The following is a 17,520-nucleotide window of genomic DNA, read 5'->3' on the forward strand; positions in this document are numbered from 1 at the left end:
CAGCGCTGCTCAGGTCGACGCGCCGCTCTCGATCTCGTCGGCGAGGTCGTCGAGCCGCTCGGGCCGGACGCTGACGCCGCACTCCGCCAGGCGCTCGTCGAGCACGTGACCGGTGTCGCCCTCGAAGTTGCCGTGGACGATCTCGTCGCGCATCTCCTCGACGATCCTGGTGACGGTCTCCTCCTCGGACTCGTCGGGGACCGGGCCCCTCGGCTCGACCGTCACGCCGTGCCCCCCGCCGAGGGCGTCGCGGGGCCGATGGGCCAGCGGAGCAGGGCGCCGACACCGCTGTCGCCCGGCATCGATCCGGCGCTCGCCAGGACGACGGCGGCGTCGGTCAGGACGGCGGCCCGCACGAGGGCGGGAGCGGCCGGGGCCTCGCCCAGGACCGCCGCGCCGAGCGCCTCCTCCGGAGACGTCGCGACCCACGGCACGTCGCCGAGCGCCAGGAGCGTCCGGTCCCCGAGCGCCTGCGGGTCGATGAGGAGGGTGTCGACCTGCGCCGCACCGAGCGCCGTCACGACCTCGCCGAGGCGCGAGGCGGCGGTGGCGTCTCCCCGGTTGAGGTGCGTGCGCAGGAGGTCGAGCGCGTCGTGGACGCGCGTGGCGAGAAGCCGGGCCAGGGCGATGTCGACCTGCTCGACGAGCGCGTCGCTCGCCCGGGTGTCGGCGTCGACCATCGACAGGAGCGGCACGGTGGCCGGAGCCAGCTGCTCCGCGAGCAGCTGCCGGGCCTGGATGTCTCCGGCGACGACGACCAGCCGCGCCCTCGTCCGGCGGACGGCGTCGTCGATGGCGGTCGCCACCTCCTTGAGGTTCTGCCGCCAGAGCTCCTCCACGTGGTGCTGCACCCGGAGGCTGTCCCAGCCGCCGCTCGGCGACAGGTGCAGCGTGTCGGTGCGGCCCTGCACGTGCTGCTCCTCGTCGACGCCCTCGTGTCCGAAGCGGTAGACGCGGAACCCGCCGCCGCCCTTGCCGACCTCGACCACGAGGAAGGCGACGTCCAGGGGCCGGTGAGCCAGCAGCGGCAGGACGTCGAGGACGGGGCCGTGCCCGAGGGTGTCGGGGAGCTTGGGCGGCCCCGGGAGGATCTCGTCGACGACGACCGCCCCCTCCTGCGCCACCAGGAACCGGCTCACCGGGGCGGCCACCCCGGGAGGCTCGATGAGCGCGTCGGCGACCACCTCGGCGTCCTGCTGCGGTGCGCCCGCCCGGGTCAGCGCCTCGACGGCGCTCGTGCGGCGGCTGGACGCCAGACGCTGCGGGTCCTCGCGGTCCTCCGAGACGTCGGCGTAGGCCCAGGTCACGGCGGTCCCCTCGCGGAGCAGTCGGACGACGTCGGTCGTGGACAGGGCTGGGATCACGGTTCCTCCTCGAGCGTTCGTGCGTGACACCCAACGCCCTGCGGGAGGACGCGGACCGGGCTTGACAAACGCGAGGAGGACCGTCTCGCCGGGAGGCACTGACGGGGCCGAGAGGTGAGGGTTGCTTCTGAGGCGGGCGTCCTCCATTATGGGGACACGTCCTCCGCTTACCCGAGTCACGAGGACGAGATCACCCGAATCAGCGATACCCGATCGCTGAGTGCGCCCTGTGGCACGCGTGTCCTCCACCCCGGAGGCAGGCGCAGTCCGGCGCGCTCTCGCTCGGTCGCCGCGCCTACCCGAAGGCACACTCCGCCATGCCCGGACGCTCCTCCATGCCGTCTTCCCCCGCCCACGAGAACGACGCGTCGCCCGCAAGCGATCCGACCGCACCGGTCCGCAGCGGTCGCCGACGGGCAGCACGCCCGTCCGGTCTCACCAGGCGGCGCGGTCTCGTCGTCGGCTCGGCGGTCGGCATCGCCGCTCTCGCCGGTGTCGCGATCCCGCTGCAGTCCGCGCTCGGTGCGCCGGACACGACGGCACCGTCGGCCCCGAGCAGCCTGGCGGCCTCCTACTTCGGCGGCGTCGGCACGATCCTGACCTGGGGCAGGGTGTCGGCCTCCGACCTCGCCACCTACCGCGTCTACCGCTCGTCGTCGACGACCGTCACGACGGCGTCGACCCTCGTCTCGACCACCACGAGCCTCAAGATCACCGACCCCGCGGCCAGCGGCGGCTCGTCCTTCTCGTACGCGGTCGCCGCCGTCGACAAGACCGGCAACGTCTCGAAGCTCTCGAGCGTCAAGACGATCGTCGCGAAGGACACCACGAAGCCCGCGTCGCCGTCGAGCGTCAAGGCGACCGTCTCGGCATCCGGTGTCTCGCTCGACTGGGCCGACAACGACGAGCCCGATCTCAAGGGCTACTCCGTCTCGCGCAGCACCTCGTCGAGCGGCACCTACACGCTCCTCACCGGCACCCTGCTCCAGACGTCGCAGTTCACCGACACGCAGGCTCCGTCGGGCGCGAAGTCGTACTACCGGATCACCGCGACCGACCTCACCGGCAACGCCTCCTCGGCGGCGAGCACCAGCGCCACCCGTCCTGCCGGCGCCCCCGTCGCCCCTGCCGCGCCCTCGGGCTTCACGGCGAAGCTCGGCTCGAACGGCGTGCCGACCCTCTCGTGGAGCGCGTCGAGCGGCGCCACCGCGTACGTCCTCTCGCGCGGTGCGTCCACCACCGGACCCTTCACCCGCATCAACGCCTCCTCGGCCACCGCCACGACCTTCACCGACGCCGCAGCCCCCGCCGGCGCGACGGTCTTCTACACGCTCACCGCGCAGAACACGGTCGGCGTCAGCGCCGCCGTGACCGCGAGCATCGCCGTCCCCGGCGACACCACCCCGCCGAAGACCCCGTCGAGCCCCAAGGTCGTCGTCCTCGCCACCGGCGGCGTCACCGTCTCGTGGAAGGCCAACACCGAGGCCGACCTCGCCGGCTACCTGGTGACCAAGCGGAACGGCGACGAGGTCTACGTCCCCTACCTGCCGACGGGCGCGCAGAAGGCCCTGGTCGCGACCACCTTCACCGACGCCACCGTCGTCGAGGGCGACACCGACTACTACCGCATCCGCGCCGTCGACACCTCCGGGAACGCGTCCAGCTACCTCGCGGTCACGGCGAACAACCCGAACGTCGCCCCCGGCGCACCCGCCTCGCTCAAGGTGACGCAGGATGCCGCGGCCGGCCTCGACCTCGCCTGGACGGCCCCGAAGGACCTCGACCTCGCCGGGTACTCGGTGTCGCGGAGCACGACCTCGTCGGGCACCTACGTGCTCCTCAAGACGATCTCGACGGCCGACGCGGGCGCCTCGCCGCGCTTCGTCGACACCAGCGCCCCGAAAGGCGTCACGGTCTACTACCGCGTGACCGCGCAGGATGCCACGGGCAACGTCTCGAAGGCCAGCAGCACCGTCTCGGGCACCTCGCTCACGACCCCCGTCCCGCTCCCGCTCGTGCAGACGGTCCTGACCGTCGGCCCGCAGGGCACCTTCTCGACCATCACCGCCGCCCTGGCGTCGATCCCCTCCTCGTCGCTCGCCAACTACCGCATCGACATCGCCCCCGGCACCTACGACGAGTCGTTCGAGATCGACCAGCCGAACGTGACCCTGCACGGCACGGGCGCAGCTCCCGGCGACGTCGTCATCAGCTCGGCACGCGCCTCCGGCAGCTCCGACCCCGACGAGCCCGAGGCCACCCTCGGCACCGCAGGCAGCGCCGTCGTCTACGTCACCGGCTCGAACGTCACGCTCGACCACCTGACCGTCGCCAACACCTTCGACGAGGCGGCGAACCCGCAGATCACCAGTGCCCAGGCCGTCGCGCTCCGCGTCGAGGGCGACCGCTTCACGGCCGACACGGTCCGCCTCCTCGGCAACCAGGACACCCTGCTCGCCGACACCCCGAAGCCCACCACCCGCATCCGCCAGTACTACGTCGACAGCTACCTCGAGGGCGACGTCGACTACCTGTTCGGCGCCGGCACCGCGGTGTTCCAGCGCGACACCTTCAAGTCGCTCGACCGCGGCAAGAGCAACAACGGCTACCTCACCGCCGCCAGCACCGACAAGGGCAGCAAGTACGGCTTCCTGATCACCGACAGCAAGGTCGTGAGCAACGCCGCGGCCGGCACGATCAACCTCGGTCGCCCGTGGCACCCGAGCGCCGACCCCGACGCCCTGGCCTCCGTCGTCATCATGAACACCTGGCTGCCGAAGGCCGTCGACACGGCCGCGCCCTGGGACGACATGGCCTCGACCAACAGCGCCGGCGTCAAGGTGAACTTCACCTGGCAGAGCGCCCGCTTCGCCGAGTTCGGCAACAGCGGCCCCGGAGCCACCGTCAACGCCAACCGTCCGCAGCTCTCCGCGAAGGACGCAGCGAACGCGACGCCTGAGAAGTACCTCGCCGGCAAGGACGGCTGGGACCCGGTGACCGCGGCCTCGACCGCCGTCCCGACGACCCCGACGAGCCTCGTCGCGGCCCCGGACTCCCGCGTCGTGCACCTCACCTGGAGCGACGACACCTCGGCCGCCGTGACCTCGTGGAACGTCTTCCGAGCCGACGAGACCGGAGCGTTCTCGAAGATCGCCTCCGTCGACACCCCGACCTTCAGCGACACCTCCGTCGACAACGGCGCCACCTACCGCTACTACGTCGCCGCGGTCTCGCGCACCGGCGTCTCGTCGCTGCCCTCCGCCGAGGTCACCGCCGTCGTCGCCGCCGCGCCCCTCGTCACCGACATCACCGTCGACCCGAAGGGGACCTCCGACGGATCGACCCGCTTCACCTCGCTCGGCGACGCGCTGGCAGCAGCGCCCGCCGGGACCGCCACCGACCCGACCGTCATCTCGCTCGCGGCCGGCCGCTACGCCGAGTACGACACGATCTCGAAGCCGTACACGATCGTCGTCGGCGCCACCGGCCACGCCTCCGACGTGGTCATCACGGGCAACCGCGCCGCGGGCACCCCGACGGGCACCACGACGGCCGGCGTCGCCGACACCTACGGCACCTCCGGCAGCGCCACGCTCGTGATCACGGGCAACAACGTGCAGCTCCGGAGCCTCACGGTCGAGAACGCCTACGTCGAGGGCACCTACCCCAACGGCCAGGCCGTCGCGCTCCGCACCACCGGCGACCGGCTGACCTACGAGAACGTCCGCCTCCTCGGCAACCAGGACACCTGGTACGCCAACAGCCCCTCCACCACGCAGCCCGCCCGCTCGTACTTCCACGGCGGCTACGTCGAGGGCGACGTCGACTTCGTCTTCGGGCGCGGGACCGTCGTCATCGACGACTCGACGCTCAAGGCGCTCGACCACGGCACCTCGCCGAACGGCGCCGTCACCGCGGCCAGCACCGACCTGTCGCAGAGGTTCGGCTTCCTGATCACGGGCAGCCGCATCATCGGCAGCGCCCCCGACGGGTCGCAGAACCTCGGGCGCCCCTGGCAGCCCGGCAAGGCGCAGGCCGACGGCACCTCGGTCGCCGACACGAACGCCGTCGCCCAGGTCGTCGTGCGCGACACCTGGCTCGGACCGGTCGTGAGCTCCACCCAGACCTGGACCAACATGGTCAACAGCGGGATCACGACGACCTGGCAGAGCGCGCGCTTCGCCGAGTACGACAACTCGGGCCCCGGGGCCGGAGTCTCCGCCACGAGGCCCCAGCTGACCGACGCTCAGGCGCCGGGCTACACGCAGGCGACCTACCTGGCCGGGACGGACGGCTGGAACCCCGTCGCCGATCCTGCTGCCGACGCCGCGCCCTCGACCGTCACCGGTCTCGTGGCGACGCCCGCCGAGAAGCAGGTCGGCCTCTCGTGGGACGACTCGGTCGAGGCCGACGTCACCGGCTACCGCGTCTACCGCGCGGCAGGATCCGACACGGTGTCCGCCGACACGGCCCACCTCGTCGCCGAGGTCGCCAAGCCGACCTTCCTCGACAAGGGCCTCGTGAACGGCACCGAGTACCACTACCTCGTCGTCGCGGTGACCCGCACCGGTCTCCCCTCCGACCCGGCGGCCGCCCAGGCGACCCCCGCCGTCACGCCGCTCGTCGCCGACCTCACGGTCGCCGCCGACGGATCCGGCGACTACACGACGCTCCAGCAGGCCCTCACCGCGATCCCGGCCGGGACGTCGACGAAGCCGAAGGTCATCCTCGTGAAGCCCGGCACGTACAAGGGCGTGGCCACGTCGGCCAAGGCCAACGTCATCATCGCCGGTACCACAGGCGACGCCCGCGACGTCGTCCTGACCTTCGACAACGCCAACGGCACCGCCTCCTCCGCGGCCACCTGCCCGACGGTCACCGCCGCGACCTGCGGCACGGCCGGCAGCGCGACCGTCACCCTCACCGGTGCCGGTGTGCAGGTGCGCGACCTGACGATCCGCAACTCGTTCGACAGCGCCTCGCACCCCGAGATCGGCAACTTCAACACGCAGGCCGTGGCTCTCCGCGCGACCGGCGACCGGCAGGTCTTCTCGAACGTCCGCCTGCTCGGCGTCCAGGACACCCTGAACGCCGACGCCAACGGCAACATCTCGGCGGACGGCTCGGGCTACCCGCGCCAGTACTACGTGAACAGCTTCATCGAGGGCAACGTCGACTTCGTCTTCGGGCGGGCCACCGCGGTCTTCGACCGGACGACGTTCCACGCGACCGCTCACAACGGAGGCACGATCTTCGCGCCGAGCACGGCGAGCAAGGCGCACGGCTACCTGGTCGTCGACAGCAGGATCGCCAGCGACAACGACGGCTCCTTCGCCCTCGGTCGTCCGTGGCGATCCTGGAGCGACGGCGTCTACGCCGACATCTCCCGCGGCGAGACGACGATCAAGAACACCTGGATGTCCGCGGGCATCTCGACCTCGCAGCCCTGGGTCGACTTCGCCCCGAACGTCTGGACCGACGGCCGCGTCGCCGAGTACGGCACCACCGGCCCCGGCGCGACGATCACGCCGAACCGCCCGCAGCTGACGGCGGCCGCGGCCGCCCAGGCCACCCCGGCGGCGTACCTCGCCGGGACGGACGGCTGGAGCCCCCTCGTCGACGCCGCCACCGCCGACACCGCACCGACCGCTCCGGTCGGCCTCGCGGCCGGCGCGGGCAGCTCGCAGGCGGTCCTCACCTGGCAGGAGAACACGGAGGCCGACGTGGTCGGCTACCGGGTCTACCGCCAGGGCACCGTGATCGCGACGACGAGCACGGCCGGCTACACGGCCACCGGTCTCACGAACGGTCAGGCGTACGACTTCCAGGTCACGGCGATCGACGCCGCGGGCCACGAGTCGGCTGCCTCTGCCGCCGTCACCGTGACTCCGAGCCTCAGGATCGACGCCACCGTCCAGGCGGGCGGCACCTATCCGACCCTCCAGTCGGCGGTCGACGCCGCGACGGGCAGCTCGCCCTGGGTGATCAAGGTCGCGCCGGGCACCTACACCGGCACCACGACGATCGCCCGGTCGAACGTCACGATCCTCGGCGGCGGCACCTCCTCGTCCGACGTGACCCTCACGAACCCGACCGCCACCGCGACCCTCAGCATCACCGGGTCGAACGTGACCGTGTCGAACCTCGCGGTCGAGAACACCTCCGGCGTCAGCAACGGGCCGGCCGTGTCGATGACGGGCGACAAGATCCTGTTCACCGGCACGTCGCTCACGGCGACCGACCGAACCGTCTGGGCCGATGTGCCCACCGCGGGTGCGACCAGCCGCCAGATGATCGAGTCCTCGACGATCCGGGGCGCGACGAACATCGTGCTCGGCCGGGCGACCCTCGTCATCCACTCCACGACGATCACGCCCACCCGCACCTCGGGCACGGTCTTCATCCCGTCGACGACGGCCACCGGAGGCAACGGGTTCCTCGTGATCGGCTCCTCGATCACCCCGGCGGCCGGTGTCAGCGACGTCCGTCTCGGCGGTCCCTACGCGCAGGGAACGACGACATCGACCAACGCGCCGCAGACGGTCATCCGCGACTCGACCCTCGCTGCGGGCATCAAGTCGGCTCCCTGGCAGGACTTCAACGGGTATGCCTGGGTCAACGCGCGGTTCGCCGAGTACGGCAACACGGGTGCCGGCTCGACCGTCACTGCGTCGAGGCCGCAGCTCTCCCCCGCCGACTCCGTGAGCGTCACGGTCGCGAACTGGCTCGGGGCCGCCACCTGGTACCCGGCCGTCGCCGATCCTGCGACGCCCGCCGACGTCACGGCCCCCGCGCCCGTCTCGGGCCTGACCTCGTCGACCGGCGACCGGAGCGCCACGCTCACGTGGACCGCTCCCGCCGACGCGGACCTCGCCGGCTACTCGGTGTACCGGGCGACCGGCTCCTCGGTCACGCCCTCGCAGGCCACCCTCGTCGGCTCGGTCGGCCTCGTGTCGACCTTCACCGACACCGGCCTCGCGAACGGCACCGCCTACACCTACGCCGTCGTGGCGCAGGATGCGTCGGGCAACCGGGCGACACCGGTCACCGTGGGCGCCGCTCCCGCCGACACCGCTCCCCCGGCCGTCCCGAAGGGCCTGGCCGGCGCGGCCGCCGACACCAAGGCGATCCTGTCGTGGACGGCGGACACCGACTCCGACCTCGCCGGCTACGCGGTGTACCGCGACGGCGTCAGGATCTCGTCCGGTCTCCTGACCGCGACGACGCTCACCGACACCGGCCTCGCGAACGGCACCGACTACTCGTACCGGGTGACGGCCGTCGACACGGCGGGCAACGAGTCGGCGCAGTCGGCTCCGGTCGTGGTGACGCCGGCACCCGGCGACAACGTCGCCCCCGCCGTGCCGTCGAAGGTCACGACGACGCTCGGCCGCGGCTCCGTCACGGTCGGCTGGGCCGCCGACACCGACTCGGACCTCGCGGGCTACGACGTCTACCGCACGACGTCGAGCCTCGGGGCCTCCAGCCTCGTCGGCTCGGTCGGCGCCGGTGCGACCTCGTACACCGACCCGTCGGTGCTGATCGGCACGACGTACTCGTACTCGGTCGTCGCGAAGGACGGCTCCGGCAACGCCTCGGCAGCCTCGGCGACCGCGCAGGCCACGCCGATCAAGGTCGACTACGTCGTCGCGGCCGACGGATCGGGCGACGCCACGACCCTCCAGGCCGTCCTCGGTCAGGTCGACGCGAACGGCGCGCTCGTCGCAGCGAGCCCCGGACTCCTGGCGAACAACGCCGACTACGCGAGCCAGGGCTACCGCACGATCCTCGTCGAGCCGGGCACCTACACCGGCCCGGTAGTCAGCGGAAACCGCTACGGGGTCAACATCGTCGGCGCGACCGGCAACCCCTCCGACGTGGTCATCACCGCGCCGGGCGGCACGGTCGCCGCGATGACCGTGTCGGGCAACCAGTGGACCTTCCGGGCCCTGACCCTGAAGAGCGTCGCCGCGACCGCGGGCGCGCAGGCCACGGCGATCCAGATCAAGTCGGGCGACAGGCAGATACTCGACAACGTCCGGCTCCTCGGCGACAAGCAGACGATCCTCGCCTCCACGGCGAACTCGACGACGTTCAGCCGGATCTACATCACCGGCTCGTACATCGAGGGCGGCGCCGACCTCCTGCTCGGCCGCGCTGTCACCGTCGTCGATCGGAGCACGATCCACGTGCTCGATCGACCCGGAGCCTCGCTGACCGACTCGTCGGTCGCGAGCGCCTCGCCGTTCGGATTCCTCGTCACCGACAGCAGGATCGTCACGGACGGAGCCGCGAACACCATCTCGCTCGGTCGCCCGTACTCGACCCAGGGCCAGGCGCAGGTCGTCGTCCGCAACACCGACCTCGGCGCCGGAATCATCCAGAACAAGACCTGGAACGACTGGGACGCCGTGACGACCTGGACCGCAGGGCGCTTCTCGGAGTACCAGAACACCGGCCCGGGTGCCGCGATCGTCATGCCGTCGCTCCGCCCCCAGCTGTCGGACGCTCAGGCGCGGGGCTTCACGGCTCAGACGTACCTCGCGGGCACCGACTCCTGGAACCCGACCGGCCGATGAGAGTGACGAAGACGCTCCTCCGGCTCGCCACGGCGACGATCACCGTCGTCGTGGCGTCCGGACTGGCTCTGACCACCGCCTCCGCGGCGAAGGCCGAGGTCGTCTCCGGCCCCACGCCCGGAGTCTCGTCCTCCTGCTCGACCCTCACGGTGAAGCCGAAGGGCTTCGTCGACAAGGGCGAGGTCAGGGTCGTCGTCGACGGCGAGGTCCAGACCGACGGCTCCGCGCAGCGCGATTCGACCGGCGACGACTGGCGCGTCTTCAAGGGCAGCTTCCCGGGCGTCTACGACTTCGACCCGCGGGTGACGCACCGCTACTCCGTCGAGGTCAACTCGTGGGGCGGCGACTCCGACGGCCGGAGCTTCACGCCGGGCCGCGGGTCCGACCTCAGCGTCACAGGAACGACGACGCCGTGCTCGCCGGTCGCCCTGCGGGTGACGCCGACGAACTGCACCTCGCCGAGCCGGGTCGACAAGCAGGGCCTCGACCTGACCGTGGGTGCCCTCCGTCGCAGCACCACCTATCTGGTGGAGGTGTCCTCGGGCGGGACGGTCGTCAAGCACTTCCAGTTCCGGACGCAGCCCGAGATCAGCAAGCACTTCTCCGGGCTGACCGCCGGGCGCGACTACGACGTCCGCGTCACCGATCAGTCGGACGACTCCCTCTCGACGACCCGGCAGGTGGCCATCCCAGGATGCGCGGCGAGAGTCGGGCTCCGGGCCGCCGTCTCCGAGTGCGCCGCCGACGGGTCCACGCGGACTGTCACGGCCGACATCGACTCCCTGGTCGAGGGCCGCGGATACGACCTCGCCCTCACGTCCGAGACGGCATCGGCTCTGCCGGTCGTGTCGTTCGTCGGAGACGGAGCCAGCCACTCGGTGGCCTTCTCGGGGGTCTCCCCCGGGTCGTACCGCCTCAGCGTCAGTGACGATGCCGCCCCCAGGACCACGAGGACCGGCCCGATCGTCGTTGCGTCCTGCTCGGCGGCACCCGGCTCGTCGGTGCCTCCCGTCTCGTCCGGGCCTCCCGGCACGTCCGCGCCGGCCCCGGGCGCGACCGCGCCGGTCACCGGCCCGGGGTCCGGATCGTCCGGCGGCGGCGCCGGCGGCTCGGCTGGCGGCAGCGCCGGCGGCTCGTCTGGCGGCGCGACCGCAGGGTCGACGGCGTCGCACGACCGGTCGCCCGGCCTCGGGGCGTCCTGGGCCTCGCATCCTGCTCAGGAGCGCGCCTCCGTCGTCGCGGTCACCGCCGACGGGTCCCCGGTCGCGGTCGCTCGTCCGGGGCACAGGAGCGCGCCCCGTCCGGGATCCCCCGCCGCGGTCGCCGCGCCGTCTCGGTCGGCCCCGTCCCCGCTCGTGGCCGCACTCCTCTGGACCGGAGGCGGCCTGGCCGCGGTCGGTGCCGGCGGAGGGGCCCTGCTGCTCCGCCGCCGCGTGCTCGCGCGACCCGGGCGCCTCCTGTAGGGGCTCCTCTCCACGGGTGCTCGCGACACGCAGTCCGGCTCGGGTCAAGGGTCGTTCTGCGTGACCTCCGCCGGAATGCGTGTCTCCGCGAGGCCGGGATCCTGCCACCCCAGGGGGTCTCGCCAGTGCCTCCCTCCTCCGAGGCGACGCGAGCATGATCGAGGAGGCCGGCCGCACGGCCTGCCACGTTCGAGAAAGGACACCCCATGGAGACACGGAAGCTGCGCGACCTCGAGGTCGGAGCCCTCGGGCTCGGCACGATGGGCATGAGCGCGTTCTACACCGGCGCCGGAACCGACGACGACGAGTCGATCCGCACGATCCAGCGCGCCCTCGACCTGGGCGTCACCCTCCTCGACACCGCCGAGGCGTACGGTCCGTACACGAACGAGGAGCTCGTCGCCCGCGCCGTCAAGGGACGCCGCGACGAGGTCGTCATCGCCACCAAGTTCGGACTCATCCGCCACGAGGAGGGCGAGGAGACGCCCAGCACCGAGCGCCACATCACGTCGGCTCCAGGATCGGTCCGCACGGCTCTCGAGGGATCTCTCCGACGCCTCGACACCGATCACATCGACCTCTACTACCAGCACCGCGTCGACCCCGAGGTGCCCATCGAGGACGTCATCGGACAGCTGGCCGAGTTCGTCACCGAGGGCAAGATCCGCCACATCGGTCTCTCGGAGGCCGGCGCCGACACGATCCGGCGCGCGAACGCGGTGCACCCGATCACGGCCCTGCAGAGCGAGTACTCCCTCTGGACACGCGACCCCGAGGGCGACGTGCTCACCACCCTCCGCGAGCTCGGGATCGGCCTCGTGCCCTACTCGCCGCTCGGCCGCGGGTTCCTGACCGGTGCGATCACGAAGCCGTCCGACCTCGACTCCGACGACTTCCGGCTGGCGAACCCGCGCTTCCAGCAGGAGGCGTTCGAGACGAACATGCGGCTCGTGGACGAGGTCCGCGAGATCGCCCGCGAGGTCGAGGCGACGCCCGCGCAGGTCGCGCTCGCCTGGCTGCTGGCGCAGGGCGACGACGTGGTCCCGATCCCCGGCACGAAGGCCGTCACCCGCCTCGAGGAGAACCTCGGTTCGAGCAGCCTGGCGCTCAGCCCCGAGCAGCTCGCGCGCCTGTCGTCGCTGCCGGCCCCGTCGGGCGACCGGTACCCGGACATGTCGCCGATCGGGCGCTAGTCCTTCTGTCGGTCGTGCGCTGCAGTGGGCGGGTGCTCGCAGCAGTGGGCGGGTCTCCGGAGGCCCGCCCGCTGCGATAGGCGCCCGCCCACGCGAGCGGGCGCCCTCAGCGACGCTCACTGATCGGTAGGCTGCACTCATGAGCCGGATGTCGATCACACTGAGCCCCGGCCGCGGGGGCGCCGGAGGCGTGTCGGGCGACGACGGCTGGATCTCGACCTCGAGCACGGCCTCGACCTCCACCGCGGTGCGAGATGCCCCGACGCCGCGAGCGTCTACCCTGACAGCGACCCTCCTCGCCCCGTCCGCCCGCCGCAGCGCCTGCCCGCTCGCGTCGAGCTGCTCCTGCGTCTTTCAGCCCGCGGCCGACGGAGCCATGACTGTCGCCACGCTCGAGCGCACGCTCGGCACCGCGCTGCAGTCCGACCTGCACGACGAGCTGACCCGCTGGACCGACCTCGGCTACGCCGTCACCCAGGCCACCGACACGACCGTGGTGCTCGAGCGTCGCCGACTGCTCGGCTTCTGCGTCAACGCGGCGCTGACGGCGGTCACCGGCCTGCTGTGGCTGGCCTACTGGATCCCCCGCACCCGGCACCCGCGCTTCGACGTCGTCACGCTGACGTCTGCCGACGACGGCTCGGTCGTCAGTGAGCACCGCCTCGACCGGCGCTGACTCGCAGCACGGCCAGTGCCACCACCGGCACCAGTGTCAACGCGGCGAACCCGGTTCCGACCAGGATCGGGCCCACCACTCCGAGGGATGACTCGAGCGCCAGCCCGGCGACGCCCGTCCCGACCGCCGTCCCCACGTTGAACGCCGACACCGTGAGCGACGACCCGAGCGTCGCGGCCTGCCCGGCGGCCCGGACGGCGAGCAGCGTCAGCACGCTGTTCGCGCTGAAGCCGAACAGCCCGAGCAGCACCACGACGGCGATCGTCGCCGCCGGCGCGCCCGTGATCACGGCGAGCAGCCCGAGCAGGACGCAGGTGACGGCAGGGGTGACCACCGTCACCGCGTGCGGCCTCGCGTCGCCGAGACGGCTGGCGAGGAGGGTGCCGGAGAGACTCCCCACCCCGAAGCAGGTGAGCACCAGCGGCACGAAGCCGATCGCGATCCCCGCGTGATCGGTGAGGATCGGCGAGATGAAGGCGTAAGCGGAGAGCATCGCGGCGTTGGTGGTCGCGCAGGCGACGAGGGCGATCCAGAGGCGCGGTGCCCGGAGTCCTCGGAGCTCCCCGCGGATCGTCGCGCCCTCGGTGGCCCCGGCGTCGTGCGGCACGAACCGAGCGATCATCGCTGCTGCCACCACGGCGAGGACCGCGATCGACCAGAAGGTGCCGCGCCAGCCGAGCGTCTGCCCGACGAACGCCCCGAGGGGGACGCCCGCGACGCCCGCGAGAGCGCCGCCCGCGCCGACGACGCCGAGTGCTCTCGATCCTGAGCCGGTTCCTGCCAGGCGCACCGCGAGCACGGAGGCGACCGCCCAGAACGCGCCCGTCGCGAGAGCGGTGAGGAAGCGCGCGGCCAAGAGGATCGTGAAGTCCGAGGCGAGGGCGACGATCACGTGCCCGACGATGAAGACGGCGAGCGCCAGCAGCAGGGTCGACCGCTTCGACAGCCGCAGGGTCACCAGGGTCATCGTCGGGGCCCCGACGATCATGCCGATGGCGAAGACGGTGATCAGGAGTCCGGCGTGCGCGAGCGAGACGCTCAGGTCGCCGGCGATCTCGGGGAGGACGCCCGCCACGACGAACTCGCTCGTGACCATGAGGAAGGTCCCGAGGGCGAGGACGAAGACGACGAGCGGGAGCGGCTGGCGTGATCCTGCCGGGGCCTGCTGCCGGACGGAGCCCGTTGCCGGGCCGGCGGTGGAGCCCGTCACGCGGTCGCCTTCCAGCGGAAGTACCGGGCGCGCTGCGCCGTGAAGACGAACGCCGGGACGACGACGATGCCGAGACCGGCGCCGAGCAGCCAGGCGTCGGCGGCGGACGGGGTGCCGAACACCCGCAGCACGAGGAGCACCTGCAGGATCGCCCACGCGATCACGACCCCGAGGCTCACGAGGCTCCGCGTCTTCTCGGCTCGCGTCGGGGTCGGCTGCGCGTGGATCCGGGAGAAGAGGCGGAAATCGATGAAGATGGCCGCCTGGACCAGCAGAGGAAGCCAGGAGGAACGTCCGTCCGGGTGGCGCTCCATCCCGGCGAGCGCGATCAGGCAGACGACCAGGATGGCAGCCTGGATGCAGCGCAGGATGAGGAACGAGCGTCTGCTCACGGGCTCGTTGGAGTCCGGGATCTCGGCGTTCGGATCCTCGATGTACGACCGCGACGCCCCCTGCTGCCACACCGGCGGGCGCGGCTTCCTCTTCTGCACACTCCGACCCTGCCACCGAACGGCGGGTTCAGTCCTGTCGTGTCCGGGCGAATTCGAGACTCTCTCGGACGAATCCGACGACGGTGGCCAGTTCGTCGGCGTCGCGCGGGCCGTATACCAGGAACTCCGTGCCGAAGTCCTCGTACTGGTGCGGCTCCGTCCAGCCGGCCTCGGTCAGCTCTCGACCCCGGTCGGCGGGCAGGCACAGGTGAAGGCTCGTGTCGTGGACACCGTGCAGGTGGACGGGCTCCGGCCGCTGCCCCGGCGCGAGCGACGTCTCGGGTGCGGCCTCGACCGTCACGTCGTCGAGGAAGACGGCGCGGGACGACGGCGGCGACACCTGGCTGTGGCCCTCCCTCGCCTGAGGCAGGTCGAAGACCGTGGCGACGAGCTCGCCCCAGAGGGCCGGCGACGACCGCTGGCTCAACTGCGTCTGGGGGCCCTCCGTGGACACCCGGGGTCGTTCTCCCGGACGTGCGCGACCTGCATCCGGCCATGGTGGTGAGCGGCACTCCCCCGCCGCCCTGCTGCGCTCTGCGCCGGCCGCGCGGCCGCCCTGCCGCCCTGCCGCAGAAGTACGTTCTCACGTCGGAAGTACGTCCTCGAGCGCACTTCCGACGTCAGAACGTACTCGCCGGTCTCAGGTCAGTCCAGAGCGGTCCCACGCCGCGAGGGGCGGAGGTCGAGCCGACCGCTGCTGGAGAGGACGAGCAGGACGACGCCGAGAGCGACGGGCAAGGCGACCATCAAGGCCGAACCATTCTCGTAGAGGTCGCCGGTCAGACGCGCGACGACGAACGTGGTCGTGAGAGGCACGAGGGCCAGGATGATCGTGAAGCCCGCGCGCCAGAGTCGAGCGACCGCGAGTCCGACGGCCACCACGATGGTCGCCGCTGCGGCGTACCAGATGGCCGCGATCGCGCCCCAGAGACTGCTCGTCTGCGGGTAGGCGGCCGACCATTCGAACGATCCCAGGAAGAGGACGACGGCCACTGCGGCCCAACCGAGTGCGGCGAGCGCGGTGACGTTCCGTCCGGCGGGCCTGCCGATCACGGCGAGGAGCGCGCACGCGGAGAGGAAGACCAGGGTGGGGCGGTCGCCGAAGAAGATCTCGGGAGCCAGGGCGGTGACTGCTGTGAACACGAGCGACAGGCCGAGAACCACTCGACCGACGAGCCACCGCCGCCCGACGGCGAGCGCGAGCGCGGCGAGCCAGAGGACCGCGAGGACCAGGCTCGGGTTCAGGAGCGAAGCGGCGCTCGATGGATACGCGCTGAGCCCCGGCCCCCTCGTCCCCCACGGGACCCACGTGCCCATCACGAACGAGGCCGCGGCGAGGCCTGCGCCGAGCGTGAGGGCGACCGTGCTCGCGGCATTCCGCACTGCGGGCTCGACGAGGAGGTCGAGGCGCGCGCTGCTGCCGTGGACCCGGATGGAGGCGGCCTCGCCCCGGGCGGGCAGGCTCCGGCCCTGGGCCTCGGCGACGCCGAGGAGCGTGCCGAGGAGCACGTCGCCGTTCCGCGCCCGCCACGACCGCGGGTACCAGCGCAGGAGGCGGCGGTAGGTCTCGTCGAGCGACGTCATCACGCGATCCCTCCCGTCGCGGCAGGCCGTACCGGGCGCGACGTGCGGCCGGAGAGCTGTCGGCGCACGACGGCCACTTTCTGCTCGAGACGCTCCGCCTCGGCCTGGAGGCGCGCCCTGCCCTCCGGGGTCGCGACGAAGTAGCGTCGCAGCCGCCCGTCGACGACCTCGTCGCCGTCGGTGCTGACGAGCCCCTCGTCGACGAGTCGGTCGAGGGACGCGTAGAGGGTGGTGACCGCCAGCGAGACGGCCCCTCCGCTCAGGGCCGACGTCTCGCGGATCAGCGCGTAGCCGTGCTGCCGCCCTTCGGCCAGGGCGGCGAGGATCCAGAAGGCGGGCTCCCGCAGGTCGGTTGTCTCCATGACTAGAGCATATGCCCGTGGCGGGAATATGACCAGGAGGGTAGATGCTCTCGCCGACTATCGACTGCCGCGAAGGGGCCGACCGGCTAGACCACGCCGTCCGAACCAGCCGCGACGGCGCCGACCACCGGGTCCTCCGGCCCGCCGAGCATCGGCCGGAGACTCGCGACGACCGCCTCCGTCGCGGCAGGATCGTCGCCGAACCAGCTGTTGCTCGCGAGCACCACGGGATACGCCTCCGCCAGCAGCGCCAGCCCGTCGTCGGTCAGGTGGATCCGCGAGTGGCGGCCCCGGCCGCGATCGGCCCCGCGGGTCAGGAGCGCCCGTGCGTCGAGCCCGCCGACGAGCCCGGTCATGCTCTGCGGCCGGACTCCCACGGCGCGAGCGAGGTCGGCCTGGCTGAGGCCGTCGGCCGCGGCGAGCTGCACGAGGACGCCGAACTCGACCGGGGTCAGTCCCAGCGGCTCGAGGGAGTCGGCGAGGCGGCGGGCGAGTTCGCGGGCGGCTCGGATGACCGTCCAGGCGGCGATGGCGTCGATGTCGCCGCGCGTCGGGGAGATCCGTTCAGACATGTCCCGATCGTATCGGAGTAGGGTTC

At 72.1% G+C, this 17,520-nt stretch carries 12 protein-coding genes; 4 read left to right on the forward strand and 8 right to left on the reverse strand.

Going from position 1 to position 17,520, the window contains the following annotated elements; translation table 11 throughout:
• Positions 1-9 precede the first annotated feature (9 nt).
• Together ABD733_RS04565 and ABD733_RS04570 are read right to left on the reverse strand one after the other, a co-directional pair.
• Positions 10-225: a hypothetical protein gene (locus ABD733_RS04565; RefSeq protein WP_344793839.1), complete on the reverse strand. Its 216-nt coding sequence runs from the start codon at positions 223-225 to the stop codon at positions 10-12.
• Positions 222-1,364, reverse strand: coding sequence for a baeRF2 domain-containing protein (locus ABD733_RS04570; RefSeq protein WP_344793840.1), 1,143 nt, complete (start codon positions 1,362-1,364; stop codon positions 222-224). Before ABD733_RS04570 ends, ABD733_RS04565 begins: the two co-directional genes overlap by 4 nt.
• Positions 1,365-1,699: 335 nt before the next feature.
• On the opposite strand from ABD733_RS04570, the gene ABD733_RS04575 reads away from it, so the two are divergent.
• The 4 genes from ABD733_RS04575 to ABD733_RS04590 all read left to right on the forward strand — a co-directional run bounded on the left by ABD733_RS04575 (position 1,700) and on the right by ABD733_RS04590 (position 13,275).
• A complete protein-coding gene (locus ABD733_RS04575) occupies positions 1,700-9,943 on the forward strand; it encodes a pectinesterase family protein (RefSeq protein WP_344793841.1) in 8,244 nt (2,747 codons plus the stop codon).
• A 2-nt stretch (positions 9,944-9,945) separates the two neighbouring features.
• Positions 9,946-11,406, forward strand: coding sequence for a hypothetical protein (locus ABD733_RS04580; protein WP_344793842.1), 1,461 nt, complete (start codon positions 9,946-9,948; stop codon positions 11,404-11,406).
• 206 nt (positions 11,407-11,612) lie between these two features.
• Positions 11,613-12,599, forward strand: coding sequence for an aldo/keto reductase (locus ABD733_RS04585; protein WP_344793843.1), 987 nt, complete (start codon positions 11,613-11,615; stop codon positions 12,597-12,599).
• A gap of 139 nt (positions 12,600-12,738) precedes the next feature.
• A complete protein-coding gene (locus ABD733_RS04590) occupies positions 12,739-13,275 on the forward strand; it encodes a hypothetical protein (protein ID WP_344793844.1) in 537 nt (178 codons plus the stop codon).
• Here ABD733_RS04590 and ABD733_RS04595 read toward each other — a convergent pair.
• The 6 genes from ABD733_RS04595 to ABD733_RS04620 all read right to left on the reverse strand — a co-directional run bounded on the left by ABD733_RS04595 (position 13,247) and on the right by ABD733_RS04620 (position 17,494).
• Complete coding sequence (locus ABD733_RS04595; RefSeq protein WP_344793845.1) at positions 13,247-14,485, reverse strand: MFS transporter; 1,239 nt, start codon at positions 14,483-14,485, stop codon at positions 13,247-13,249. The genes ABD733_RS04590 and ABD733_RS04595 overlap by 29 nt on opposite strands.
• A complete protein-coding gene (locus tag ABD733_RS04600) occupies positions 14,482-14,976 on the reverse strand; it encodes a hypothetical protein (RefSeq protein ID WP_344793846.1) in 495 nt (164 codons plus the stop codon). Before ABD733_RS04600 ends, ABD733_RS04595 begins: the two co-directional genes overlap by 4 nt.
• 28 nt (positions 14,977-15,004) lie before the next feature.
• Complete coding sequence (locus ABD733_RS04605; protein ID WP_344793847.1) at positions 15,005-15,430, reverse strand: luciferase domain-containing protein; 426 nt, start codon at positions 15,428-15,430, stop codon at positions 15,005-15,007.
• Positions 15,431-15,621: 191 nt separating this feature from the next.
• Positions 15,622-16,560 (reverse strand): hypothetical protein, encoded by a 939-nt coding sequence (locus ABD733_RS04610; protein WP_344793848.1) that lies wholly within the window; start codon positions 16,558-16,560, stop codon positions 15,622-15,624.
• Entirely contained in the window at positions 16,560-16,922 is a 363-nt protein-coding gene (locus tag ABD733_RS04615) for a PadR family transcriptional regulator (RefSeq protein ID WP_344793849.1), read from the reverse strand. The genes ABD733_RS04610 and ABD733_RS04615 overlap by 1 nt, the downstream gene beginning before the upstream one ends.
• Positions 16,923-17,008: 86 nt before the next feature.
• On the reverse strand, positions 17,009-17,494 hold the full coding sequence (locus ABD733_RS04620) for a MarR family winged helix-turn-helix transcriptional regulator (RefSeq protein ID WP_344793850.1): 486 nt from the start codon (positions 17,492-17,494) through the stop codon (positions 17,009-17,011).
• Between the last annotated feature and the right edge of the window lie 26 nt (positions 17,495-17,520).

The organism is Frondihabitans peucedani (assembly GCF_039537585.1).
GTDB classification, from domain to species: Bacteria; Actinomycetota; Actinomycetes; order Actinomycetales; family Microbacteriaceae; genus Frondihabitans; species Frondihabitans peucedani.